Source organism: Cohaesibacter marisflavi (genome assembly GCF_900115225.1).
GTDB lineage: Bacteria > Pseudomonadota > Alphaproteobacteria > Rhizobiales > Cohaesibacteraceae > Cohaesibacter > Cohaesibacter marisflavi.
In genome coordinates this window covers 1-25,598 of the sequence record NZ_FOVR01000014.1, presented here as the reverse complement: position 1 = coordinate 25,598, position 25,598 = coordinate 1, and the positions used below count along the sequence as shown (strand labels likewise).

General features: G+C 53.7%; 22 protein-coding genes and 1 pseudogene. 1 reads left to right on the top strand and 22 read right to left on the bottom strand.

Going from position 1 to position 25,598, the window contains the following annotated elements; translation table 11 throughout:
- Positions 1-11: 11 nt before the first annotated feature.
- The 18 genes from BM258_RS20065 to BM258_RS19980 all read right to left on the bottom strand — a co-directional run bounded on the left by BM258_RS20065 (position 12) and on the right by BM258_RS19980 (position 21,283).
- A complete protein-coding gene (locus tag BM258_RS20065; RefSeq protein ID WP_090075023.1) occupies positions 12-329 on the bottom strand; it encodes a hypothetical protein in 318 nt (105 codons plus the stop codon).
- Positions 326-3,268, bottom strand: a complete 2,943-nt coding sequence (gene tssB, locus BM258_RS20060) for a type VI secretion system contractile sheath small subunit (RefSeq protein ID WP_090075022.1) — start codon at positions 3,266-3,268, stop codon at positions 326-328. Before tssB (BM258_RS20060) ends, BM258_RS20065 begins: the two co-directional genes overlap by 4 nt.
- Before the next feature lie 147 nt (positions 3,269-3,415).
- The gene (locus tag BM258_RS20055; RefSeq protein WP_090075021.1) at positions 3,416-4,483 is read right to left on the bottom strand and encodes a hypothetical protein; all 1,068 of its coding nucleotides are present in this window, start codon (positions 4,481-4,483) and stop codon (positions 3,416-3,418) included.
- Positions 4,484-4,517: 34 nt separating this feature from the next.
- A complete protein-coding gene (tssH, locus tag BM258_RS20050) occupies positions 4,518-7,220 on the bottom strand; it encodes a type VI secretion system ATPase TssH (RefSeq protein ID WP_090075020.1) in 2,703 nt (900 codons plus the stop codon).
- 24 nt (positions 7,221-7,244) lie between these two features.
- Positions 7,245-8,264, bottom strand: coding sequence for a type VI secretion system baseplate subunit TssG (tssG, locus tag BM258_RS20045; RefSeq protein WP_090075093.1), 1,020 nt, complete (start codon positions 8,262-8,264; stop codon positions 7,245-7,247).
- Complete coding sequence (gene tssF, locus BM258_RS20040; protein WP_090075019.1) at positions 8,228-10,102, bottom strand: type VI secretion system baseplate subunit TssF; 1,875 nt, start codon at positions 10,100-10,102, stop codon at positions 8,228-8,230. Before tssF ends, tssG begins: the two co-directional genes overlap by 37 nt.
- Positions 10,103-10,106: 4 nt before the next feature.
- Complete coding sequence (gene tssE, locus BM258_RS20035) at positions 10,107-10,601, bottom strand: type VI secretion system baseplate subunit TssE (protein WP_090075018.1); 495 nt, start codon at positions 10,599-10,601, stop codon at positions 10,107-10,109.
- A complete protein-coding gene (locus BM258_RS20030) occupies positions 10,594-11,433 on the bottom strand; it encodes a type VI secretion system accessory protein TagJ (RefSeq protein WP_090075092.1) in 840 nt (279 codons plus the stop codon). Before BM258_RS20030 ends, tssE begins: the two co-directional genes overlap by 8 nt.
- Before the next feature lie 69 nt (positions 11,434-11,502).
- Positions 11,503-12,045, bottom strand: a complete 543-nt coding sequence (locus tag BM258_RS20025; RefSeq protein ID WP_090075017.1) for a type VI secretion system tube protein Hcp — start codon at positions 12,043-12,045, stop codon at positions 11,503-11,505.
- A gap of 76 nt (positions 12,046-12,121) precedes the next feature.
- Positions 12,122-13,612, bottom strand: coding sequence for a type VI secretion system contractile sheath large subunit (gene tssC, locus BM258_RS20020; RefSeq protein WP_090075091.1), 1,491 nt, complete (start codon positions 13,610-13,612; stop codon positions 12,122-12,124).
- Positions 13,613-13,627: 15 nt separating this feature from the next.
- Complete coding sequence (tssB, locus tag BM258_RS20015) at positions 13,628-14,146, bottom strand: type VI secretion system contractile sheath small subunit (RefSeq protein WP_090075016.1); 519 nt, start codon at positions 14,144-14,146, stop codon at positions 13,628-13,630.
- Positions 14,147-14,216: 70 nt separating this feature from the next.
- Complete coding sequence (gene tssA, locus BM258_RS20010; RefSeq protein WP_090075015.1) at positions 14,217-15,275, bottom strand: type VI secretion system protein TssA; 1,059 nt, start codon at positions 15,273-15,275, stop codon at positions 14,217-14,219.
- 53 nt (positions 15,276-15,328) lie between these two features.
- A complete protein-coding gene (locus BM258_RS20005; RefSeq protein ID WP_090075014.1) occupies positions 15,329-16,687 on the bottom strand; it encodes a serine/threonine-protein kinase in 1,359 nt (452 codons plus the stop codon).
- Positions 16,680-17,552, bottom strand: coding sequence for a Tll0287-like domain-containing protein (locus BM258_RS20000; protein ID WP_090075013.1), 873 nt, complete (start codon positions 17,550-17,552; stop codon positions 16,680-16,682). Before BM258_RS20000 ends, BM258_RS20005 begins: the two co-directional genes overlap by 8 nt.
- 67 nt (positions 17,553-17,619) lie before the next feature.
- Positions 17,620-18,723 (bottom strand): peptidoglycan-binding domain-containing protein, encoded by a 1,104-nt coding sequence (locus BM258_RS19995; RefSeq protein ID WP_090075012.1) that lies wholly within the window; start codon positions 18,721-18,723, stop codon positions 17,620-17,622.
- A 169-nt stretch (positions 18,724-18,892) separates the two neighbouring features.
- A complete protein-coding gene (locus tag BM258_RS19990) occupies positions 18,893-20,059 on the bottom strand; it encodes a S8 family peptidase (RefSeq protein WP_090075011.1) in 1,167 nt (388 codons plus the stop codon).
- Between the two features lie 2 nt (positions 20,060-20,061).
- Entirely contained in the window at positions 20,062-20,691 is a 630-nt protein-coding gene (locus BM258_RS19985; RefSeq protein ID WP_090075010.1) for a hypothetical protein, read from the bottom strand.
- Positions 20,684-21,283 carry an RNA polymerase sigma factor gene (locus tag BM258_RS19980; protein WP_090075009.1) on the bottom strand — a complete coding sequence of 200 codons (600 nt, stop codon included), beginning with the start codon at positions 21,281-21,283 and terminating at the stop codon, positions 20,684-20,686. The genes BM258_RS19985 and BM258_RS19980 overlap by 8 nt, the downstream gene beginning before the upstream one ends.
- An 897-nt stretch (positions 21,284-22,180) precedes the next feature.
- Here BM258_RS19980 and BM258_RS19975 point away from each other — a divergent pair.
- Positions 22,181-23,236 (top strand): helix-turn-helix domain-containing protein, encoded by a 1,056-nt coding sequence (locus BM258_RS19975; RefSeq protein WP_090075008.1) that lies wholly within the window; start codon positions 22,181-22,183, stop codon positions 23,234-23,236.
- Positions 23,237-23,296: 60 nt separating this feature from the next.
- Here BM258_RS19975 and BM258_RS25125 read toward each other — a convergent pair.
- The 4 genes and pseudogenes from BM258_RS25125 to istA all read right to left on the bottom strand — a co-directional run.
- Positions 23,297-23,443: pseudogene (locus BM258_RS25125) on the bottom strand (IS21 family transposase); the annotation flags it as partial.
- Positions 23,444-23,612: 169 nt separating this feature from the next.
- Entirely contained in the window at positions 23,613-24,215 is a 603-nt protein-coding gene (gene istB, locus BM258_RS19970) for an IS21-like element helper ATPase IstB (RefSeq protein WP_244544788.1), read from the bottom strand.
- A 177-nt stretch (positions 24,216-24,392) separates the two neighbouring features.
- Complete coding sequence (locus tag BM258_RS19965; RefSeq protein WP_139229338.1) at positions 24,393-25,070, bottom strand: Mu transposase domain-containing protein; 678 nt, start codon at positions 25,068-25,070, stop codon at positions 24,393-24,395.
- A gap of 21 nt (positions 25,071-25,091) precedes the next feature.
- A partial coding sequence (gene istA / locus BM258_RS19960) for an IS21 family transposase (protein WP_139229337.1) occupies positions 25,092-25,598 on the bottom strand: 507 nt, incomplete at its 5' end.

Genomic DNA, 25,598 nt, shown 5'->3' with positions numbered 1-25,598 from the left:
TGAAAGAAGGGTCATGCGCTTTGCGAATAGTCGACAAGGACGAGTTGGTTCTCGCGCTTCAGGCGATCGATAATGCCGGTGTGAATGGCCCACAGATCGGCAGTGTCTATGCCGCCTGAGGGCAGGGAGGCCATCTCGAACTTGCTTGCAAACCGGACACAATAAACAGGCGTTGGGTAAGGCTCTTCCGCTGATAGCAATGCAGCGAGATGCTGGTCACCCTCGATAAGCCAATAGCCCTCATCAAGCTGCGCTATGAGGATGGAGGCGGCGGTTCCATTTTCGCTGACGGTCTCGTCCGGGGTGGTGTTATCTCCATCAAGCATCATAGCCCCTCCAGAAGTGCTGCCAGCTCGGCATCGAGATCGTCTTCGTCTTCGTCGTCGTCCGAAGACGGCGTGTCATCTGTTTCATCATCGAACTCAGCCAACAGGCTATCCAGATCCACATCACCGTTGCTGTCAGCGTCATCGTCGGTAAGCGCGTCACTATCGCTATCGTCAGCGGTCAGATCGAGGTCTAGTCCGAGATCATCGTCGCCAGTGCCTGAGATTTCTGACGCCAAATCTTCATTTTCAATTTCGGTGTCTTCATCGGATTTCGATAGCGCGGCCGAAAAACTGAGGGTCGTATCACCTGTTGCATTGGCAGGCGTCGTGATGGAAGCCCAAGGGCCTGCGAGCATCGAGCCGCTCAATGCCTGAAAGGAGCCTTGCCGCACTTCGTTGCGCCCCTTGACGGACAGCAGCGGGATGAAGCCGCGTGTCACGACATCGGCCATTGTACGCGTGTTCAGAAGGCGCTCGGTGCAGGGCAAGGCGATCTGGTCGCCAAACTGATCATTCATGGTGTGGACTGGCATGTCATCCAGAGACATGATCTTGCCCAACTCCATCGATTTGCCCATGCTGCTCACGGTTTTTGCCATCAGGATTGCTGATAGAATGACGGGATTGGCCCAGAGCATGCCTTTCAAACCACTGCGAAGGGTGAATTCTTCAAAATCGAAAGGGTCTACCGGTTCGGTTTTGCGTCCATATGGCAACCGCAATAAAAAGCGCGGCGAGGCAAGGCCGACATAGGCCGCTTCCGGTAGCGCGCGCATGGCGTCCCATGATTTGGCTGTTGCCGGATGACGATCCTCTTTAGATATTTCAAGAAACTTCGGAGAGATGGCCGAAACAAACGGCGCTTTCATCCATGCAGAAATCTTTGCCATACGGGCGAGAAGCTCCGCGTGGGGTGGGGTTTCCTCCAAGCTGTACAGCCCGAAAATAGCAGACAGGGGGCCTTGAGCCTCATCAAGGCGCGGCTCTTCGGCCAGCATCCGGAAGAGACCACTTTCAGACAACTCATCCTGAGCGGACAGATCCGCAGCCCATTCTTCGGCTGAGACATCATAGAGAACAATCTCGAGCGAAGCGTCGGTCTCGACCCGTCTGGCAAGCAAGTCAAGCGAACGCCAGGTTGACTCGACGGCCTGAAAATCCGGATGATGCAAAATGGCTCTCATGACACCTGACAAGGCGTTGTCGATGGCCGCAAGATAGCTTTGTTGATCGGGGTCCGCGGCTGCCTTCACATAAGGGGCAACCACTCGATTGATAAGGTCTTCTGCTGGTGTTGCTGTGACTGTGATGCCTTCTTCATCACCGATCAAACGCTGGAAATCGCCGAGTTTTCGGTTGGCCGGCACGGAACTGCCCTTGGCTCTGGTTCGTGGCAAATGTTCGATATCGATTGGTTCGACAGTGAGGTCTCTCAGTTTGGAAAGAGACGAGGCGGTGCCAGCGGCGACGCTTTGGCGGAGGGAAGACAGCTCTTCGAAAATTGACACATTTTCATAGAGTTCATCGGGATGAAGGTCATCAAGACTGTTTAACTTGACTTCGATGCCAGCACCATCCTTGCCCAAAGGCAGAAGCAAGGTAGTCGCAAATCTGGCTATGATGGTGTCTAGATTGTCGACATCGAGTTTGATCGGCTTGCGATTGGCGAGATCATCGCCCGTTGCCAGATCCCCACGGTTGGCACGCCCTGTAAAATCGCCCAAAAGCGCTATGCGGAATTTGGGCCGCGATGCGTCAATATCTTGGGGTTGGTCAAGGGAAAGAATGCCAAAAGGCTCCGTGATCGTTGGTTCGTCTTCGCTCTCTTCCTCTTCATCATCATCACGATCTAGTAGGAGCGCTTCCAGCTCGTCAGGCTGATCATCGTCCTCTGCGTCTTGCTCTTCAAACAGCCCATCGAGAGGCAACTCACTGTCCTGAGAGCCGGCCTCATCCAAGTCGAATGAGGGGCTTTCTATCGTTGTATCACCATCTGCTTCCAGATCAGAAAAGCTTGCCTTTGTATCGTCGGCGTCAGGCGCGTCTTCGTCAGCAAGCAATAAATCAAGATCCTGTTCTCCATCGGAAATCAGGCCAAGATCTTGCTGTTCTCCGCTCTCGCCTTCGTCGCGCCCTGCCAGAAGACTGTTGAAGGCGATGTCCCTTTCGTCGTCATCTACTTCTGGCTCGGTCTGATGTGACCGCAACGCATCGAACACAGCCTCGGTCGGGTCTTCTTCTTCCATGGATGGGGCGGCCGATGAGGATAGCAGGCTTTCAAACGCCGCGTGTCTCTCGTCTGGCTTTTCCTGAAGGTCGCGGCTAGGGATATCGCGCAGGCTATTAAGGGCGGCCCCAGTTGTATCTTCTTCTGCCGCCATTTCTGTATTGGATGCCGCTTGCCTCAAACTTTCAATGGCTTCTGCATGGTTTTGAGGCGTGGCGGAAGAATCTCCCGCTGACGCGAGAATAGCGGTGAGCGCCTGAGGATCGGCTATCAGCTTGGCAATAAGATCTTCAGCTCCCGTCTTGCCGTCCATATAAGTGGCGAGATGAGAAAGCCGGGTTCTTGCTTCAAGCAGCTTGTTCAGGGGAGATACCTTTTTTGCGATTGCGGCCGGAGAAAAATCCTCCATGCTTTCGAACGAAAGATCGATGTTCAGATTGCCGTCACCAGTCAGGGTGTTTGGCACCGAGAAGGCCGCTCTCGGGCGAAGCGCTTTCATGCGCTCATCGAAATTATCGATATCAATTTCCAGAAATTTTCGATCAGCAACGCTTGGGAGGGAAGCATCGGATTTTCCGGAAAGATCTGACATGACTCCCATGACAAACGGAAGCTGGACTTTCTTCTCGGCTCCATAGAGCTCCACGTCATATTCGATCTGTACCCGAGGCGCCCTGTTGCGCGCGACGAACTTCTGTCCGCTTTTTGACATTGAACCGTCCCTAACTTGGCTGATGGCGTACCGGCTTGTCTGCCGAGCACGCCCTGTTGCCTTGTTAGTGCAGGGGAGGCCCCTTAAGGTTTGCGCCATAATGAAAAAAATTACGGGGAGATGCCCCAAGCGGGGCAGCAAAAACCATCAAGTGGCAAATTCCTCAACCGCTGACGTGATCGACTTCAGAATGCCTTTGACATTCTTGGCCTCGGTCTGAATGGTCTTCCGGTCGAGAGCCTTAATCCGCTCCAATAGTGTTTTGTCGTCAACCTTGGCGCCCAAATCCTTCAGCGCGTCCTCGATATAGTCCAGAAAGGTTTCCTGCTTGTCGAGACGCGTTGCCAGAACGCGCACCTGCCCCTTGAGCTTCATGCATTCCGCTCCAATCTTGACCCCTTCTTTGATCGTTGCGGCAGCCTTCATCTTGGCCTGGATTTTACCTGCGGCTTTGGACAGATTGTCTGTTGAATGCCGGGTTTTCGTTACATTGTTGCGGTAGTCCTTCCTAGCTTTCTCGGCCTTGCTGGCAAAGCTGGCCAGCTTTTTGTCAGCCTCTTGTTTCTTTTTGGTCAATTCGCCCTTGTGTTTGGCAAAATCGGTCAGGGCGGAGTCGAGGACCTTCCTCAGTTTCTCCTCGTCGCGCATTTGCTCTTTGAAATCGGCATACAGGACCTTCAGTGCTTTGGCGATCGCGATATAAGCCGAGACATCGGCTCCGGAAGTTGCGACCAGTCTGCCAACACTGGTGGAAATCTTTAGGAGGGATTTTCCCCATTTTACTACGGTCTTGACCCTTGCTTCAGTAAGGTTGGAATCGTTGCGGGCTTCTTTCTTCAGGCGGTCTTGCGCTACCTTCTTGGCTTCCGCTTCGGCCGAAGCCATCAGCGCGCGGATCGCCTTGTTGGTGATTGCCGTTATTATCTGGACCTTCCGGGCGGTATCCTGCGTGACAGGGCGCACCTTCATCAGGCCATCGATTTCTTCAGCTGCGTCGAAGGCAAGCTTCTTGATCTTTGCTTCCTTGCCTTCCAGCACCTCGCGGGCGTCTTCCTCCAGACGCTTTAGCAGGGATTCAGGAGCAGGGGTCTTGCCTTTCGTCGTCACCTCGAACTCGATATCAACGCGGAAGGCAGGTACTTCGATGAACTCGCTCTTGGGCTTATTGCGCACGAGATCGACAATATAAAACTTGTGTTTGGTAGTGGTGGCCATCGGTAAAATCCTTTTATTTCAAGATTCTGAAAACTCAGTCGAATGCGTAGGAGAAGTCGCCATCAGCCAAATCAATGGCAATGCGCTCGATTTGCTCGCCCTCAAGTTGGCGTGTCAGAAACTCTGTCGAGATAGCAGGGAGCATCGTGTTGGTGATGATGGCATCAATCATGCGGCCTCCGCTTTCCAGCTCCTGACAGCGCGAAACAATCGTCTCGATCACAGCGTCGGAATAAGTGAACGGTACCCCATAGGTGTCCTGCACCCGCTTGCGAATGCGTTCCAGTTGAAGGTCGGTGATCTTGCCAATCATCTCGGGGCTAAGCGGGTAGTAGGGAATGGTGACCATGCGTCCCAGAAGGGCTGGTGGGAATACCTTGAGAAGAGGATCGCGCAAGGCCTTGCTCATGCCATCAGGGTCTGGCATCAACTCAGGATCGGCGCAAAGATCCATGATCACTTCGGAACCGACATTGGACGTGAGCAAGATGAGCGTGTTTCTGAAATCGATCATCCGGCCTTCACCATCTTCCATGAAGCCTTTGTCGAAGACTTGAAAGAAGATTTCGTGGACGTCCGGATGGGCCTTTTCGACCTCGTCCAGCAAAATGACAGAGTAAGGCTTGCGACGCACGGCTTCTGTTAGTACGCCACCTTCGCCATAGCCGACATAGCCCGGAGGCGCACCTTTTAGGCTTGAGACAGTGTGGGCTTCCTGAAATTCTGACATGTTGATGGTGATGACATTCTGCTCTCCGCCATAAAGCACGTCGGCCAGTGCCAGCGCTGTTTCGGTTTTACCAACGCCGGAGGTTCCCGCCAGCATGAAGACACCGATCGGTTTTGAGGGATTGTCAAGACCGGCTCTGGAGGCTTTGACACGGGATGTAATCATCTCCATGGCATGGTCCTGACCGATCACCCGTTTGGATAGATGTGTTGCAAGATCAAGAACCGTGCGGATTTCATCCTTCACCATCCGCCCGACCGGTATTCCGGTCCAGTCGGCAACCACGGACCCCACGGCCTGTGCATCAACGATAGGCAGGATGAGGGGAGCCTCTCCCTGCAATTCTGAGAGCGCAATTTGTTTTTCCAGCAGCAATGCGCGTGTTTCCTCACGCGTTGCAGCATCGTCTACAGAGGGCTCCGTCTCGTCTTGTGCGTCGTCGATGGTGTCGACAGGCAGGCCGGATGTCCTTAATTTTGCCCGCAACGCGAGGATTTCTTCAACGAGCGCTTTTTCAGCGTCCCAACGCTCCGTCAGGGTTTGAAGGCGTTCCGTTTCTTCCTCCAAGATTTTGGTTGTACGCTGTCGCCTTTCGTCAACGGGCAAACCGGCAGCCTCGTCGCGGCCAATGATGTCCAACTCGGTCTGGAGGGCTTCGATGTACCGTTGGCAATTATCAACGGGTGCGGGCACGGCATGAAGACTGATGGCTACACGGGCACAAGCCGTATCGAGCACACTGACGGATTTGTCAGGCAACTGCCTTGCCGGGATATAGCGAGCGGACAATTTAACGGCTGCTTCCAGGGCTTCGTCCAGAATTTGCACCTGATGATGTTTCTCCAACATCGCTGCCGTACAACGCATCATGAGAACGGCGCGCGCCTCATTCGGCTCATCAACCTGCACCACCTGAAAGCGGCGGGTTAAAGCTGGGTCTTTCTCGATATGCTTCTTATATTCCGCCCATGTGGTGGCGCCTATCGTTCGCAAGGTGCCGCGCGCCAGAGCAGGCTTGAGCAAATTGGCTGCATCGCCCGTTCCTGCCGCGCCTCCCGCGCCAACAAGCGTATGTGTTTCATCAACGAACATGATGATCGGTTTGGGGCTGGCCTGAACCTCTTCAATCACGCTTTTGAGGCGATTTTCAAACTCCCCCTTCATGGATGCGCCTGCCTGAAGAAGCCCGACATCAAGCGAGAGCACGCGTGCATCACGAAGAGAGGCGGGCACATCACCGCGCGCAATGCGCAGGGCAAATCCCTCGACAACCGCCGTTTTGCCGACGCCCGCTTCGCCGGTCAGAATTGGGTTGTTCTGCCTCCGACGCATCAGCACGTCGATAACCTGCCGGATTTCTTCATCCCGCCCGACGATCGGATCGATTTCGCCTTGGCGCGCTTTCTCGGTCAAATCGCTACAGAATTGGGAGAGGGCATTGCCGCCACCAAGTTGGGCTGGGACGGCATTGGATGCCTCGCCGGGATCACCTGATAGTGCAACGCTTTTGTCATTTGCGGATAGCTTCTCTTCGGGAGATCCTGCCAGAAGGTCTTGATAATTTTTGCTGAAGTGATCCGCATCGATTTTGGCGAATTGTGGGGAGATCGTCTCGATGAGACGTTTGAGACTGGATGTCTTCAGAATCCCGAATAGCAGATAGCCGGTGCGCACCTGAGATTCTCCAAACAGTAGGGAAGCATAGACCCACGCGCGCTCGACGGCTTCTTCCAGATGAGGTGAGAGGTCGGAAATCGCCGTCGCACCTCTCGGCAGACTATCCAGATTCCGCACGACATCGGAAGCAAGACGCGATGCATCAAGGTCATAGTGTTTGATCAGGTGATGGAAATCGCTATCTTGCAATTGCAGGATCTGGTGGATCCAGTGAACGAGCTCGACATAGGGGTTGCCGCGCATCTTACAAAAAACCGTGGCGCTTTCGATGGTTTGAAACCCCAATTGGTTTAACTTGCCAAATAGGGCCACTCGGCTGATTTCTGACATGGATTCTTCCCTGTAAAGTCGTGCTCACAGCGCGTGATGCGTCGGAGCCGTAATATGTAGATCGTCGGCATCCTCATCATCCCGAGTGCCAATCCAGCTTGTCTGTCCCAGAGCACTGTTCGCGCCAAGAATGGTTGGTGGCACCTCTTCCTTTTTGAGGATGAGATTGACGTCCCACTCCAGAGTGTCTCCTGCATAAGTGCGGACGATGGCGCCAAGGCGCTTGATGCTTCGGCCCCCCGGGAGCAGACGCTCATAGTCTGCAAGAGATAGCGGACCGATCCGAATGCGGAATTTGGCTTCTCGGGACCAGACTTTCTCGCCAAGGTTGGCGCCTTGTCCAAGGGCCACAGCGCCCAGACGTCCGCGATCATGGGGTTCCAGATGAAGCCAGCTACCAACGAAGCTTTCAATGGTTATGGGCGCATTGAAAAACCGCTTCAGGATGGCAACCAGGCCGGATTCGTTGCGAGGACTTGCCGACAGAAGGCCCGAAAAATGCCGACGAGCCAGATCCGGCATGGCGTCACGGCAATTGAAGGCCTCGCCAGCGACGCCCGCGATGGCGTCAAGCTTTTCTCCGAAGGGATCATCGTCAACGCGATCAAAGGACGGAGCCGGTTCGCCTGTTGTCCACGCGCGATAAAACAGGGAGATCATGCGATGGTGGAACATGTCAGCAAAGGCCACAAAGGTCGGGTCATGCTGGTTGCGCAGGCGATCTCTGGCATATTCCGTCAAATGCAGAGGCAAGGCTCCGTTGGGGCCAAACAGACCGAACGCATGTTGCGTTAAACGGGGGGAGCCCGTCTCCGGATTGCTTTTAAAAGCTGCAATGGTCGAACTTGGAAAAGCAAGCTCTGGTTCCTGACCGAAGCGCACCGCATCCTCAGAGGGCCTGCGGGAGCGACCAAGGCGTGGATTGTTGGCATAAACGGTCTCGATCAGACGTAAGGCCTGAAACAGATGATGTGTTTGTGGGGAGTCCTTGAGGCCTTCCAGACGGCTCAGATCAGGACCCGCCTCCCGCTCCTGGCTGGCCATCGTCGGATGTCCCCTCTTTGTTGTGAATGGATGACGGTCTCGGTGAAGCTGTTGAGCGTGACATATTTGGCGAAAAAGGAGTCAAGAACTGCGCCGAGCAGATAGCAGCCCGTGCCTTCAAAGAAGCTGTCGTCAAATCCCAATCGAATCTCCAATCCGCGGACTGCTGTGGAAAGCGGTCCGTCAGCCATGCGGCGGACAATTGGACGGGAGGAAACACTGATCAGTCCCTCCATTTGCTTGGCTATGGTGGCATCGCCCGAGGGCGTGTAAATGCCGAGAAGTTCGCGAAGAGCTGCCGCTCCGGTTCCCCGATCCGCGTCGGATAGAGAAAGATAGTTGAGGCTTAAATGGCTGATCAACTGCCAGGCACGATTTCCCTCGGCCAACCCCTGATGTGGACGGGTTGGTGGCACAATGGCGCGGATTTCCGCGACCGGCCCGCCATCCGGTAATGTGAAGTCGGTGTCGCCTGAGCCAACAGGGGTTAGGAGTGGCAAATCCCTGTTTGTGCAAAGAGCTGTCACTGCCAGTTGCTTGATCTGTCCGGGATATGGCGCCTGAGTGCGATCACACAACGAGACGTAAAGCTCGGACCCGAGATAAGAGGTGCGAATGCCCTTCAAGCGTTGCTTCTCAGACCGCTGGCGCATTCGTCTGCGGACATTGAAGTAGGCCGTATGCGTTTCCCCAAACGGAGTGAAGTCTTCTGCGCTGTAAAAGGGGCGGAATGGAACGTCGTCAGCGCCTTCGCTCGCTATGCCTGTGACACTTTCCAACTGGAAGATTTCAAAGTCCAATGGTGCGGTACGATCCACCTGAATATGATGATCAATTTCAGTGCCGGCTATACGGGTGCGATCGCAGCGTTTGGAAAACAGATTGATCGCTGGAACCGCATGCAAGTCGAAGCTCTCCTTGCTCACTGACTTGAGCTCGGGATTTTCATCTTCCAGCAGAATGTACAAGTCGAGTTCATTGTCGCCGCACCGGTGGACTGCCTTTTGTATGCCTCCCAGGTCAATGAAGAAAAACCGCTCGGGCATGGCGAAATATTCCTGAAGCAGGCGATATCCCTCAAACGACTGACCCGGCGTTGGCAGAAGACTCTCTTCCGCTTCAAAACCGCGGGGGGAGATGTCCTTGCCAAGAAGCTCTGTCCAGTCGGCCCGTCTGTCCGTCGAGCGACCGGCTATTGCAACAGCCCGGCTGAGGATCGCCTCATATAGTCGCCATGGCTCGGCACCGGAGCCGGAAAGAAACAGGGTCAGTTTTTCAAGCGGAAGCGTGTTGATCGGAAGCCCTCCGGCATGTCTGAGGCGTATACGCACCGCAGATTTTGCCTGATTGCCTTTTCCCAGCCCTGCCGCGACGAGTTCGCCTCGCCCCATCACAAACTCAGCCTCGGAAATCTCCAAAGGCCATAAGGTCGTGTTCTGAGCGGTACTGAACTGGCAAGCGGTCTGCTCTCCGTCAACAATTCTTCCGCGCAGGATTGTGCCGCGCTTGACCGTATATCCTTCTTCAAGGCCGCCTTGTGAAATATCCGGTTTGAGGTGTGCAATCATCATCGAAGGCGTCGGCGCGAGGACATGCGGATATACGATTTCCAACAGATTTTGCGTGAAAACAGGATACTGCAAATCCAGTTCCAACTGAACGCGGGCAGAAAGAAAGGCAAAACCCTCAAGCAGGCGTTCCACATAAGGATCAAGCACTTCTGTTTGCTTCATGCCCAGCCGTGCAGCAATCTTCGGGTAGGCTTCAGCAAACTCTCCACCCATTTCGCGGATATAATCGAGTTCGCTTTCGTAATGTTTGAGCAGTCGGGTGTCCATGTTGCTAAACCTGCTTGATTGTCAAATCGCCGTTGGTGACATCCAGAGCGGTGCGTAAATAAAGATCAACCGGAACCGGTTTGGCCCACAGTTCCCCTCGGATGTCGAAGGCAATGACGGCATCGCTATCGGTTTTTTTTCGAAAAGGGGTAACCTCGATGGTTTCCCGCAGAATTCTGGGCTCGAAAACTTCAATTGCCTTGCGGATCGTTTGCTGGATCGAGGCAATTCGTCCCTGTGTGTTCCCCGTCCCGGAGAGATTTGAAATGCCGAAATTCACAACCGATGCGGCAGTATTGGGGAATAGATCGAGATCATGCATCGCCTCGATATTCGAACAGTTGAGAAGCCAGGTGAGATCTCTGTGAATGATTTTTCTCAACCTGTTTATGTCGATAAATTGTTCCGCTTCGCTGTCGATGTCTCGCCCGGGCGCTTCATCGGTCAAACGGTCGAGCAGGGAAGGCTGCAATCGTTCTGCTAGCAGAAGATCAGCCATGGTCACCTCCTGATCGTTCAGGTGGACTTGTTCGGTCCGCTGTTTCGTCAAGCACAAGCTCACGAACATCCATCAAGGCAAAGTCTGATTGATCGGTGGCAAAGAGGCGTTGCCCGAGCCCGGATGCTGTCAGGTTGCCATTGCCTTCCTGCCATGAAGTCGATGCCGAGAGCAGAAGCTGATTGTCTTTGGACCCTGTCGTTCCGACATAACGGGTCGGGATCAGACCAACAGCATCTCCTCCGTTTGACCATGTAATGGTCGCAGGCATCCAGACACGATCTCGCAGATCGCTTGGTGCCTCTATATGCACCTGTCTCATCACTGAAAAGGGCGCCCAGAAATAACGGCCGTTGACAATGACTTCCAGTATCGGCCCCAATCGAGGATCCGCATCGGCAATCCACCCGAAGGGTTGGCCGTCCAACTGCCCTCCAATGGCGGGCGCCACTTCGAAGGCATGTGCACGCAAGTCCTCGGCGGCAGCCATGTCACCGGATGCTTGATATTTGAGAGCCTCAATCATCGACGCGATCCAGTCCTCTGGTTCGCCAAAGATCAGTGGTTGTTTTGCCCCTTGGAAAACCTCGTTCCGATAAAGCTCACTAATGATTGCGGTCCGGTACATCTGCGCCATGGCATTGGCTTGAGGATCGAGAGTGGCACAGGTTTTCAACTGTTGAACAGCACGTTGCCATGCTCCCATGACGCAAAGCAGCTGGAACAGGAATATGCGTAAACTGGCATCTTGAGGCGCCTTGCGGATGTCATCCTGCAAGGCGCTCAAAGCACCTTCCAGATCGCCTTCCTTGAGCCTTTGCTCTGCTATCATGACGTTGCCACCTTTGGTTCGGGGTAGCCCGGCGCCATAGCGCCGGGGCATTCGTTTCTGACTGACGAATTAGATACCGGCTGCGTATTTGTTCGTGTTGAGAACGCGGCTCCAGACGGCTTCGGCACCGCCGGAGACAGTCGGCTTTTTCACCTTGCCGTCTTTGCCTTGCTGGAAATATTCGATCTTGATGGCGCCATATTCGAAGGTGAGATCCTCTTCGAGAATGTCGTCGCCATCCGAGCCGTTCCACCCCATGTCTGTGACATAGACCATCATGAAACTGATTTTGAGGACCGTGGCTCCAGACGATTTTTCCGAACCGCCCGAGCGGCGCAATTCCAGGATGGCTTCGTCATAGTGGGTGCCCCGGCACATCTGCTGGAACAGGGCGCAGGATGCTGTATCGGTCCGTTTCTTGATTGTGAAGGGCTTGAAGGTTGCCTTGCCAGAGCCACCGCCGCCGGTCGCGGACCCGATATTGGCTGTGTTTTCAGCGCCGAAACCAAATTCGGACAGCTCGAACGCGTCGTGTTTGCCCATAAACGAGTCGAGCGTTTCACCGTGTGGTTTGTCTTTGTCTTTGAAGTAAAGGAAGGCGTCATAGGCCATGATAGGTTCCTCTTGAAAAAGTGCGAATTGTCATGAAGTTGAGGGGTGGAGCCGTCGGTTCCGGCTCCATCGATGCTTACTGTCCCCGCTGAGACGGCAGTTTTGAAACCAGCCGAAGCGAGACAGACAGGCCTTCCAGCTGATAGTGCGGTCTCAGGAAGAATTTGGAGCTGTAATAGCCCGGGTTGCCTTCCACCTCATCGACCACGACTTCGGCTGCTGCCAGAGGATGTCGCGCTTTTTCGTCTTCGTGAGACGTCTCTGCATTGAAGTCGACATATTTGTTGATCCAATCCTGCAACCATTCCTGCATGTCGTTGCGTTCCCGGAAGGACCCCACCTTGTCGCGCACGATGCATTTCAGATAATGGGCAAAGCGACAGGTCGCGAAGAGATAGGGCAGGCGCGCCGCAAGATTGGCGTTTGCCGTGGCATCGGGATCGTCATATTCTGCCGGCTTTTGAAGGCTCTGTGCCCCGATAAAGGCTGCCAGATCGGTGTTCTTGCGATGGATGAGAGGCATCATGCCATTCTTGGCAAGTTCCGCTTCCCGACGATCCGAGATGGCGATCTCGGTTGGACATTTCATGTCCACGCCACCGTCGTCTGTCGGGAAGGTATGCGTTGGCAGCTCATCAACCGTTCCGCCGGACTCAACGCCGCGAATGCGTGTACACCAGCCATATTCCTTGAAGGAGCGGGTTACGTTGCGTGCCATGCCATAGGCGGCATTGACCCAACAATATTTGTCGGAACTGGCCCCTTCTGTGTCTTCCTCAAATGAAAATTCATCAACCGGGTCTGTCTTCTCGCCATAAGGATGGCGCCCGAGGAAGCGGGGCATAGCAAGGCCCAGATAGCGGCTGTCTTCGCTTTCTCTCAGAGACCGCCATGCGGCATATTCAGGGGTCTGGAAAATCTTGGTCAGATCGCGCGGGTTCGCCAATTCGGACCAGGAATCCATCTGGAACAGGGAGGGCTCGGCCGCTGTCAAGAAGGGAGCGTGCGCAGCCGCTGCAACCTTTGATATCTCGCCAAGAAGCTCGACATCGGGAGGGCTGTGATCGAAATAATAGTCGCCGACAAGACAGCCGTAAGGCTCACCGCCAAATTGACCATATTCCTCTTCGTAGAGCTTTTTGAAGATGGGAGACTGATCCCAAGCCGTGCCTTTGAATTTGCGCAAGGTCTTGGAGAGGTCCTTTTTAGAGATGTTGAGGACGCGGATCTTCAGCATCTCGTCGGTTTCAGTGTTGTTGACCAGGAAATGCAGGCCGCGCCAGGCACTCTCCAGCTTCTGGAAATCCTGATGATGCAAAATGAGATTGACCTGCTCGGTGAGCTTTTTGTCGATCTCGGCGATGATACCTTCGATAGAGCGCAAGGCGTCGTCAGAGACCAGTGCTTCATTCTGCAATACCTGCTCGGCAAGAGTGCGCACCGCTTCTTCCACGGCCGTCTTGGCCTGATCAGATTTGGGACGGAATTCTTTCTGCAAAAGAGAAGCGAATTCTGAAGAGCCGAAGGCGCTTTGCGTATCAACTGAGGCCCCGGCGGTCTGGTTCATTGTTTCACTCATCACTCATTCCTCGCTCTGTGCGCTGTCGCTGCTAGAAGCCGGGGTCGAAGCCAATGCCCGCAAAAGGCTGGGGTCCTGAATAATCTGTGCCATCAGATTTTCAGCGCCTGTCTTGCCATCCATGTAGGTGGTCAGGTTGGAAAGCTGGGTTCGTGCATCGAGCAGTTTCTTCAAGGGCTCAACTTTCTGTGCTATTGCAGCAGGTGAAAAATCGTCCAAGCTCTCGAAGGTGATATCGACTGCCAGATTGCCTTCACCGGTCAGTGTGTTGGGAACAGTGAAGGCGGCTCTGGGCTTCATCGACTTCATGCGCTCGTCGAAATTGTCGACGTCAATCTCAAGGAATTTGCGATCAGCGACTGCTGGCAGTGGCTCTTCGGATTTGCCCGAAAGATCGGACATGACACCCATCACGAAAGGCAATTGAACGGACTTTTCTGCTCCATAGAGCTCCACGTCATATTCAATCTGTACGCGTGGGGCGCGATTGCGCGCTATAAATTTCTGGCTGCTGTCGGCCATATCAAGGCTCCCCTGTCTAACTGGCTATGTGTGGTCCCTGACGCACGAAAAGGTTCATGCGAAACGTGATTTATTCGTCATTTTCTTCAATGCCGCCGATCAGCGAGACATTCTCCACGCCTTGAGGAGCCATGTCTTGCATGATGGTAAAGAAGTCCGCAGAGATGAGACGGCGGGCACGCGAAAGTAGAAGCGGCACGGGACTGGACGGTTCATGGCGGGCGTAATAGTCAATGATCCGGTCTATCGCCCGTCTGACATCTTCAGGGGAGTGGATTGCTCCTGAAGCCGAAGTTGAAGCCGCAGATGCGGCAGACGCCGGGGCGTCTGAGGAGATTTCGTGTCCATTCAGATCGCCTTCATCGCCCATTTCTGCATTGTTTGGGGAAAGGACTGTACCGGTATAGGCCTCGATCTGCTTTTTCATCAAGCTGAGGATCTCTTTTAGAGGATCGAGGTCTGGGCCCAGCGTGCCGATCTGTTCATCAAATTCCGAAGAGATCGCCGTCACATGCTCAAGGCATGCGGTAACTGCGGCAACGAGTGCTTCGATATGGGAGGCATCGGTATCCTGAAAGGCTGCGGAAATGGTCTGCGGTGTCGGTACACTATCCATATCCGACGGAGCGGATATTTCACCTTGCGCTATTTGAAGATCCCTTAGGCTGAAAAGGCCGAAGGTGCGGCTTTCCGCGAGTGGCACCATGCGTAGGGAGGCCAAGAGGCCTTCTCGATCTGTCAGCCCCATCACAGCATTGACGCGCATGGTTGGGTCGTTGTCATCCTCCTCATCGAGTTGCGGATGGACACTGTCCCAATAGTCGCTAAGACTTCTGCGGATATACTCCAGAACCGGTTCGAAGGAGAGAAGGCCGCCGGTGCGCAATGACGCATTGGCCAGCATCACGGCAACACGTAAATCCCTTGTTCTTGCAAGGAGTTCTTTCGCAGCCTTCTCGACCTCGGAAAAATCAGGGTCTTCTGCAGGAATGAACGCGTCCCCCACGACCCGCTCCTCGCCCGGTTCGTTGGCCAGTGTCAGAGCTATATAGTCTGGGTTATATTCAAGGTCCATCCCGCTCGGAGCATCGTCTCCGAAACTGCGCAGCAATTCATCCAGATCGAGCATGTGGGCTCCTTACGATTGATGGCTCTGCTATCCGGGAGCCAGGTTGCGAGGAATTAGCGCAGCAGCTTTTCTGCGGCATTGACGAAATTCTGTCGTTCGGCATCATCATCGATATGCTCGGAAAGCTGTCTGATCAGTTCTTGCGAAGAGCCAGCCGTTTGAGCTGATTTTTTAACGACTACGCGCGCGATCGGTCCAAGCTCGGTTGTCATGAGACTTGTCAGTGTCTGCAAATATTCGCTCGAGAATGCGTCTGTTGCCGCTGTTTGGTTCTGTGTGTCTGCCAATGCCTTGCGCATGATGCGGCGCAGATCGTCACGTTCCTTTTCATCGTCGAACTCCCGTAACACTGTCTCGATCATCTCTTCGGTGCTGGTGGCATTCGCCGCTGCCCGGCGGGCAATCACTTTGCCGATTGGTCCGATGTTGGAGGTGAGGTGATGCTCGACCTTGCGCATGCTTTGTTCGCTCATCCGGTCGAGCAGGGTATCAGGTGAAGCGCCGGCCTTGCGCTTGGTCGGGTGAGGCGGCGGTGCTATGTCGATAAGGCCTGTGCGGTCTGCTGTGGGCATGATGCGGGACAGCGCTTCGCGCATTTGCACCGCGCCTTCAAAGCGTTCCTCGGGATCAACGCTCATGGCCTTGAGCACGACGGCGTCAAGCTCCGGGCTGATCGAGGGAATATGGGTGCTCGGTGGTGTGATCTGTCCGTTGCGCATTGCTGCGAACAAGGCTTCTGCGCCACCTCCCTTGTAGGGCTTGCGACCTGTCAGCAACTCATACAGCAGAATGCCGCAGGCGTAGATATCAGCCCGTGCATCGACTTCGCTTCCGGTGAGCTGTTCAGGCGCCATGTATGCTGGTGTGCCGACCATGCCTGCTCCGGTGGCCTCCATGGCAGTGAGCCGGGCAATTCCGAAATCGGTCAGTTTGACGACGCCATCATCAGCCAGCATCACATTGGCTGGCTTAAGGTCGCGATGCACGATACCGGCCGCATGGATGCAGGCAAGGCCGGAGAGAATTTGCGATATGATCGCGTGGATCTCTTCGAGCGGCAGCGCTTCGGGCGCATCACGTCTATCCTCCAGCGTGATAGAACGAACGCGCTCCATCACGAGATAGGGCACACCATCTTCTTGCAGATAGTCGAAAATTGTCACCAGATTGGGGTGCAAAACGCGGCCGCCAGCCCGTGCTTCGCGGGCAAAGCGCTCCAGCCAATCCTGACCACCAGATTCGTTGATCAGGTGTTTATGGATCGTTTTGATGGCAACCGGCCGACCAATGTCAGGATCCTGACCGGCATAGACCATGCCCATCGCGCCCTCTCCAAGAATACCCTCTATGCGATATTTGCCGATGAACCGACGTGCGCCGGCCCCTGGTGCGATGATAGTGGAATCAGTCATCGATCATGCTCATGGCTCGTTCGAGACTGCGTCTCACACGATTGAATGAAAGGGAAAGGGAACTGATTTCGTCATTGCCCGGCTTTTTATATTCCGGCACTGAGAAGTCGCCCATGCTCACTTTTTCCGCCGCTGATGACATCAGACGGACAGGACGCAGCACAATGCGGCCGAGCATGAAGTTGGTGATGGCGAAGACCAGAATGAACACGACAGTAAAGCCCGCGATCAGAATGATGCCGGTTTCTCTTGCGCGTTTGTCTGCAATGGCCATGGGGGCCGTGATGATCTGCGCGCCGACGGTCTCTCCAAGTTTCCAGCCAAATCCGTGATCCGGTCCATATAGATCGATCATTGCAGGGGGGGCCGCATCCGGGGTCGAATGGCAGGCAAGACACCCCTTTTGCTTGATGGTCAGAGGGAAGGCTATGGTCAGGAACTTGTTGCCTTCCTTCTCGACGATTGTCGAAATCTGTTCAAGATCAGGATCGTCTCTCAACTGATTGATGAGCGACTTTTCCAATTCATTTGGCAGATCAGCCAAATTGGTCGGATCAAGCGCGGCTTCCTTGTAGTCAAACTCGGGAAACTGCTTTTGCAGGGTTGCAAACACGGTTTGTGCCGAGAAGGCGGCAACCGTTTCTGGCAGAAAGAGAACGTCGTTATTGTCAGACAGGAGCGGATCGATATTGTTGACCGTATAAGACCGGACCGCCAGCGCGTTGGCTCGCACCAGATTAGCCGACCTTTTGACTTCTTCAACGGCTGATTTCTGCACAATCGAATAGGAAATCGCGGCAGCTGCCAGCAGGCCGATAAGGCAAGCCAGGAACAGGGCGATGTTATATTTGAGGCGCAAGCCCATGGGTCGTTATCCTCTATTTCTCTTCCGAGTAGCTAGTGATGAGTTGCGATAAATGGTGCTGTTGCACCTATGAACTCAGGTCCAGCAACTGCCTTCGTGTGAGTATTCCGGTCTGTTTCTCGGAGCGGCTTTTTTGAAAAGCCTCGATTGCCTCTCTGGTTTGAGGGCCGAAGATGCCGTCGACCAATCCCTTGTAGAGTTGCTGGTTTCGCAGCGCGCGCTGAACCGTCCGTTTGGCAGCGCGCGAAAGGGTTTGCTCTAGAAGCTCAAGCTCTTCCAATGTCTCGTCAGAGGCTGCAGGTGCGGTCGTTTCTGCTGTGAGTGAGAGGCCTGATGCTTGGGGTTGTTCGCTTTGGTTGGCAGTATCTGCGGATAAGCCATCCTGCTTTGGATTGTCGCTGTCCGGGGAAACCGAGCTGGTATTCAAGCTGCCTGAGGTGCCTGAACTTTCTGTGGCGTTTGTTGTCTGAGACACCGGAGCTGGCAAAGCCACCGGTTCCGGTTCGGCTTTCGGGGGGAGGCGAAGAAAGATCCGGTTGCGTGGCAAGTCCGAGATGGAGATGCCGTCCTTTACAAGCATGTCGCTCAGCAGGGTTCCGATCTCGACCTCGCTTTTTTCAGAGCTTTTTTCCATGGCCGCCAGAACGGGGGCAAAGGTCTCTGGCGTTGAAATCAGGACCGGACTTGCCCCCAGCACCGCTTCGGGGGCATTGGTCACGTTGCTCAGGCCGTCAAGCAAGCGGTCTTGTGGCACAATCGTAATGACAACTGCTCCGCCCTGTTCGGCTTGCACGGCAGAACGGGAAAAGGCTTGTATGGGGATGGCTTGGGTGAAGAGGTCTGTCGGCCGTTTAAGCGTGGCTCCTTTGGGAAGAATGAAAGGCCGTCCCTCGAAATTGACCGCTGGCACATCAAGATAGATGAAGGTGGCTCGTGCGTTGGAAGCTTCCCGCGCAAAACGCATCAAAATCGATCGCAGTTGGGCGTTGTTCGGGTCGTGGGCCCTTAGTGTTTCCGCCCCCATCAACTGCAACTGGGTTTGCATATCATCTGCGCGTTGCGCCCCGCCGCCGACCGAAACAACCAACGCGACGACACGGTCAGTTTGGGCTGCTGCCGGCATAGCCCAGAGGGCCATTGCCAAAATCATCGGAACGATGCGCGCTTTCATGGAAACTCCCCTTGAGCCATTGTGCTGTCAGTCTATGAGTGCTGAAAGAAACTGATCTGGTTCACGGCAAGGGTAAAAAAACAGCGTGAGGCGGACGAGAATGACTTTCCCATCTCGATCAAAGCAAGCATCGCGCTTTGGAACGCACAAAGGTTAGGCAGAGTGGGGACTACTTGCAGGATAACGGGCTTTTCGCCTCGCGGAGCAAGACCGCACATGCATCGATCATCGGTGCACCATCCTGCTGTCGGATCGAGGCATGCAGGGCATTGGCAAGAGAGTCTGTAGTCAGCTCCGGGTGCATGGCCAGCAAAAGTGCCAATATTCCGGATATATGAGCCGCAGCAACCGATGAACCGGAAACATAGCGATAATCGTTGTGCGGCGCGGTGCTGATGACATCAACAGATGGGGCTGGGATGCTGGTTTTTGTTGGGCCACCAGCTGCGATGACGCCGGGGACCGACGCAGGAAAAGATGCTTCTTCCTTTTCACCCCAGGCCGCGACCACCACGATGTTCTTTTGAATGGCGGCCTTTATGATCTCTTCAAGAAGCGGGTCCGATGGCCCGCCCAAACTCAAATTTATAACATCATAGCCATTCAGAAGAGCGAAGTTGAGCGCTCTGGCGAGAGAAAAGCTGTTGCATTCTCCCTGCTCGTTCGGGGCCTGCCAGCAGGCCCGTAAGCTCGTCAATTGCGCCTTCGGTGCTATGCCGACAATACCCGTCGCGTTGGCGACATCAGCTGCAATAATGCCTGCTATTGCCGTGCCATGGTCTTCAGCAACGCTCGTTTGGCCAACGCCGACAAAATCTTTGGCTGGTGTCAGACGACCCAGAAGATCCGGGTGGCTTGCATCAATGGCAGAATCCACCACAGCAATGTGAACGCCTGATCCTGTCGAATAGCGTTGCGCTGCGACGGCGTTGATTTGTTTCAGCGCCGTCTGGATGGGGAAGAGAGGGTCTGAATAGCGGCTTTCAAGTGTTTTGAATTCCTGCATCTTCTGCGCGGTGCGGATCTGCTTGTCTGCCAGCATCCGGGCAATCAGGGCATTCATGTCGGTTTTTGGATCTGCCTCCACCACGAAGCAATGGACATCGATGGATTTGAGCGGCCACTCGGCGGTCAACGTCACGCCAAACCGTGACATGATCTCGCGTGCAATTTTATCGAGCGCCTTCTTGTCAGTCAGAGGCACTGTCAGGATCAGATGGGTCTTGGTTGCGATTGTGTTGGCCGGTTTCAGCAAGAAAGGCTGAGACTGGGCAACGGCGGGATATGCCAGGCCAATTGCGAGCAGCATAATCGCGGTGAGGGTTGAGCACCGCATGGTCAGTCAGCCGGAGAAGCGAAGATGATTTCAGGCGCGCTCATCAAGGCCTTTGAGAGCGCGGCGAGATCTTCGCCCTGTTTGGGCTTGGTTGTGTAGACGCCGGTCTCGGTTGGACCGCTCTGAAGCTCAAGCCCATATCTGGACAGGATAGATGGCAAAGAGTCTGTATCGACGTCTGGGCCAATCTGAAACTTAATCGTTGCTTGCGAATTGGTATCGGTGCTTGTCAGTGTTTGGAAAGTGTTATTGCTTGTCGTTGGAACGAAGACCGCGATTGCCAGAAGGCATGCAACCGCCCCAGCGCCACCAATAAGGAATCCCGTCTTGAATTTACCAAGCCAGCTCCAAAGATTGAATGCCGGTTTGCTGCGAGGCTTTTCAGCTTCGATTTGAGCGCGCAACATTTCCCAACTGCGCGAGACGGGTGCTTCAAAAGGGTCGGCGGTGGCGACATGCTTGGCGAGCTGCTGTTGGCGGGCAACTTCGAGCGCAAAGTCATGGTTGTTGACCATGCGGCTTTTGACAGCATTATGCTGCTCGGAGGACAAGGTTCCGTTCACATACCATGGAATAAGTTCCCACAGATCATCATGATTGTCGTCCGACGAAGAATTCCTGGTCTTAAGCAACTTCGTTCTCCGAATAATTTGGCGCATCTTCAGACAAAAAACCTCTAAGACGTTTTCTTGCCGTCATCATGCGCGTTTTCACTGTTCCCACCGGACAGTCCAGAATTTCCGCAATCTCCGTATAAAGATAGCCGTTGTAATAGGTCAATTCAACAACAGCACGGAGTTCAGGTGTCAACTGCTGCAGAGCGCTGGTCAGGTCCTTCCTGTTCATGACCGTCTCAGCGACATTCTGGCCGTCATCTATGAGCGTTTCCTCTAGCAGAACATGGCCTTTATGCCGACTGAGCTTCTGCCTTTGCTTGAGTGATAGTCGATAGGCAATGCCGAATATCCAGGAGGACGCCTTAGATCGTCCTTCGAACCGGCTTCCTGTGCGCCATACGACCATCAAGGTTTCATTGGCCACTTCTTCTGCGGCCTCAGTACTGTCCGTGATGCGCCGTGCGAAATGCATCAGTTTCGGAAAGTATTTTCCATGCAATTGTTCAAAGGCTTTTATGTCGCCAGTTGCAACGGCAGCCAAGAGTGCTTCATCAGTTTGTGGTGCCGCTCCCCTGGGGAGGGACTTTGTTGATTTGGGTCTATGCATACTGAACGTTCACTTTGCTGTCTTCAGTGATAAGTGTCTTCAAGTCTTCGAAAGGTTCATCTCTTTGCGAAAAATGGATGCAAAACACGGAATGTGAATTTGAAGAGCTCGTCGGGGCTTAGGACCGGCGATGCATTTGGGCAAAGTGAAGGTTCTTGGTGTTTGCTCGCTTCACTGTTTCAGTCGCATTTTTATTATTGATTTTATGTTTGTTCATTGTCGTTCCCCTGATTGTCTCAACGTGACTATTTTTGAGAACGCTATGCTTGAGAGCTAGACGAAGAGTCCCGTTTGTTGCCCAAATATTTATCGCTACGCCAAATATCCCTGCTCATGCAAAGAGAGCTGATGTGATCAGCCCTTAAAGCCGCAAACTTATCAAACATACCGTTGCTACTTGTTTTTTGAGTTGCCATTTTCTGGCGAGAAATCTCAAAATATTAGTATTGATACTGCTTGGAATGGTATTGAAGAATAACAGTTGCGAGGTTCTTTGGGAGCCACCAGGAATTTACAGCGCGTGCAAATATCATTGCCGTTTGTGCAAAGCAGGGCTGTTTTTGGTGTTCTTGGAAAGTGAACGGTGGCGCTTGCTTTGTTCTTAAACCGGAGTGATTTGGCGGGGAATTACTAAAAGAAGAGAATGAGATAGCTCTTTTAGCCGGTGTGATGGGTGGAAATAGAGGGCCGGTAGCAATCCAGCCAGTGTCTCCTGTTCACATGCTTTTTACCAAAGCCTTATGCGAAGCGTCTTGAGAATGGATTTCACTTGATTGTATGTGAAGGTGCCTACAAAATTGACGTGTAAGTTTCAATGTCTCACGCAATTAGTGAATTTAAGATATTTTGGATTTGTTGAGCGGCTGTCAGCATTATTGATATTCAGGAGTAACTGCAATGGAAACAAGCGAAGCCCAGTTACACGAACAATTGCAGGGCAAGAAACCTGTTCCCAGTTTGAAATTCTCCACTGAGCCTTTTCAGAAAAAGGAGCAATTTGATGCCTGGTGTGATTTCACGACAACAATGAGTGATCTGAAATCTGTCGCTCCTGTGACGGAAGGATTTAGAGGGCGCGTCACCTCTTATCATCTTGATCGGTTGTTATTGACCAACTTTGAACTTTCTCCGATGAGTTTCACCTTCACAAAAGAGATTGTACGCAAATCCAACTTTGATCACTGGTGTTTGAGCATCGCGACGAAGGGGTCAGCTCTTTCTCAAAGCGATACAGGCAGTTTCAGAGCAACTCCCGGAAAGTTGGTTCTTCACTCTTACGCAAAGCCGTTTGTTGGTGCGATGGATGACATCAGCTATGCCGGACTGTTTTTCAGTCGAGATGATTTTTGGGATATTGCGGATGCCCTTGATCAAAACGAGCATCAAGAGGTTAGCGGGCCTATGTCTAGTATCGTCGGTGACTTTATTCTTTCCTTGAATAACCGGATAGACAGTTTGACCCGCACTGAATCTATTGCTGTCAGTGAGGCTTTTGGTCATCTCGTAAGAGCGATGGTGCGTCAAACACCAGATGCATTAGAAGAAGCAAAAGCACCAATCGCGGCTGCGCAATTTGATCGCGCCCGCCGCTTTATCGCCAATAATCTGAAATCACCAAACCTCTCGCCAGAAATGATCTGTGCCGGTTTGGGAATCTCCCGACGTCAGCTTTACTATCTTTTTGGAAGACATGGTGGAGTGGTCAATTTCATAAGAAACCGACGTCTGGCCGCCTGTTACAATGCGCTCACAAGAGGCGACGAAAAGAAACTTGTCAGCTCTGTTGCTTATGAATTTGGTTTCACAAACAGCTCAACTTTTTGTCGGCAGTTTCAATCGCGTTACGGATTTAGCCCAACGGAGGCGCGCTCCGCATGGTTGAGCCGCCAGAAACTTCCTGGCGAAGAAAACGGTACTCTGAGTGACTGGCTTGGATGGCTGAGTGACGCGTAACTGCTGAATCCTCCTTTGTCAAATCAACCCAATCTGTCCCATAGGCGCTGAGACGGAACACACGGTCGTGTATCCACCGTCATAGCCCATTTCGGAGATTTCTCTCATGAGACGCCGCCCTGACAAATCTGGATACTGGGTAACGCGCTCACGCAAGTAGTTGTGATAGCCATCAAGCTTGCTGCCACGAGGCAACCGGGGGCCATAAACTGTCAATAATCATTCAAAACTGACCCGCCTTCAGCATTTAAAATTGCCCCACCCTTTAGCTGTTTAACGCGGCCTTTTCAGACCGCGTTGTTGTTGCGAAGGCTTGTCCATAGCCCCGCGTAGTGCAGTGGCCCCACTAGCCAAACGAAGCGAAGCGGGGTTGTGGTCAAGCCGGGGGCTTAGCTCTGGGATTTTTACTTCTGCTTTGAGCAAACCGATAAGACTTGTTGCCGGTCTCAACGATTGCGCAGTGATGGGTGACGCGATCCAACAGCGCGGTTGTCATTTTTGCGTCGCCAAAGACCGAGACCCATTCCCCGAACTCCAGATTTGTCGTGATGATGACGCTTGTCCTCTCGTAGAGCTTGCTGATCAGGTGGAACAGAAGCGCCCCGCCGGATTTGGGGAATGGAATATACCCCAGTTCATCGATGATGACGCAGTCCAGAGCTGTCAGTTGCCGGATGAGCTTGCCGGTATTGCCATCGGCCTGTTCCTTGATGAGGGCGTTGATCAGATCGACGGCGTTATAGAAGCGCGCCTTCTTGCCATTGTTGATCAAGGTCGTTCCCAACGCGATGGCAATATGTGTCTTGCCCGTCCCGGTTCCGCCGACCAAAATCAGATTATGAGCTTCTTCGGTAAACTGTCCCGTGCAGAAGGTCTCTATCTGGGTCTGGACAACGGCGGCAGCGCTGTAATCGAAGGTGGCGAAGTCCTTGTGGTGGGGGAACTTCGCGATCCTCATTTGATACTGGATCGATCGCACGCGCCGTTCTACAGTCTCGGCGTCGATCAGTTGCTTTATCGCTGTGGTCAGACCTCCCTCTCATGCATGTAAACATGCACTGCCGGGCAATGGGTGGCTTGCGCGCGGACAGCAAATCATGGGCGCAAGCTGCCATACCATGCAGCCTCAGTGCGGTCAGTTGGTCGATCAGAGCATTCATGCGGCAACCCCCTTATCCGAGCACAATGTCTCATAGCGTTTACAGTCCGCTTCGGGCGGCAAGGCCAATTGCGGATAGGCGTAGGCCTCACTCAGAGGCGTGATGACCGGTTCTGCCAGATGGTTGATCAGGTTGATGATGGCAGGAAGGCGCAGGGTGTTTTGTTCCACCGCCAGCTCGCAAGCCATCTCGACAGCTTCAATGCCGTGATCCTGAGCCAGCAAAAGCAGGTCGACAAATTCCCGATCCCCGCCTTTCCCGGCCATATAATGCTCTCTGATCCAATGCATAGCCTGGGGGAGTTGCCAGCCTACAAAGGGAGCCCCATTGCGCAGGGCACCGGGCTTGCGATCCAGAAGAGGAACATAGTGCCAAGGTTCAAAATAGCTGATATTCCGGGTGAAGTGTCGCTTGTGTTCGGCAATGATATCCTGGCCAGATACGACCACGATCCGGTTGGCATAGGCACGCAGCGAGACATGCTGCCCTGCGAACTGCGACGGCACGCTATAGCGATTGCTGTCATATTGAACCAGACAGGTGGAGCGGACGCGGACGGTCTTTTCCACGTATCCGTCAAATGCCCGCCCCAGTGGGCGTAGCTTGGCGAGATCATCTTCGAACATCTGGGCAATCATGCAGTCCTGACGCTCTGGATGGGGGCGACCTGCCAAATCTTCACACCGTAAGCGCAACTACTCGTTCAGCGCATCAAGGTCATCAAAGACAGGTTTGGGAGTGAACAGCCGACCCCGCAAGAACTGGACCTGATTCTCAACCTGTCCCTTCTCCCAGCCCGAAGCTGGAGTGCAGGCAACTGGCTCCATCACATAATGGTTCATCAGTGCCAGAAACCGGGGGTGGAATATCCGATCTTTTGAACGTGACACGTAGACCTCCATGGTCTTGGGATTGTCGATGATCACGCGGCGTGGAACACCGCCGAAGAAAGACAATGCCTGCACAAAGGCATCCAGAACCATCTCCTGGGCTTCACCGTGATAGGCAATCACAAAGGGCTTGCGGCTGTAGCACATACGGAAATGGGCGAGCTTGATCTTCTGCTCAACGCCGCCAAGGACACCCCGCTCTTCGCTCCAATCAAATTGCAGAGCATCGCCAGCTGGAAAATGAAGCGGGATAAAAGCCTCACCAGAACCGGTACCGGCCCGCTTCAGATCGCGGATAAAGCGCTGAACAGG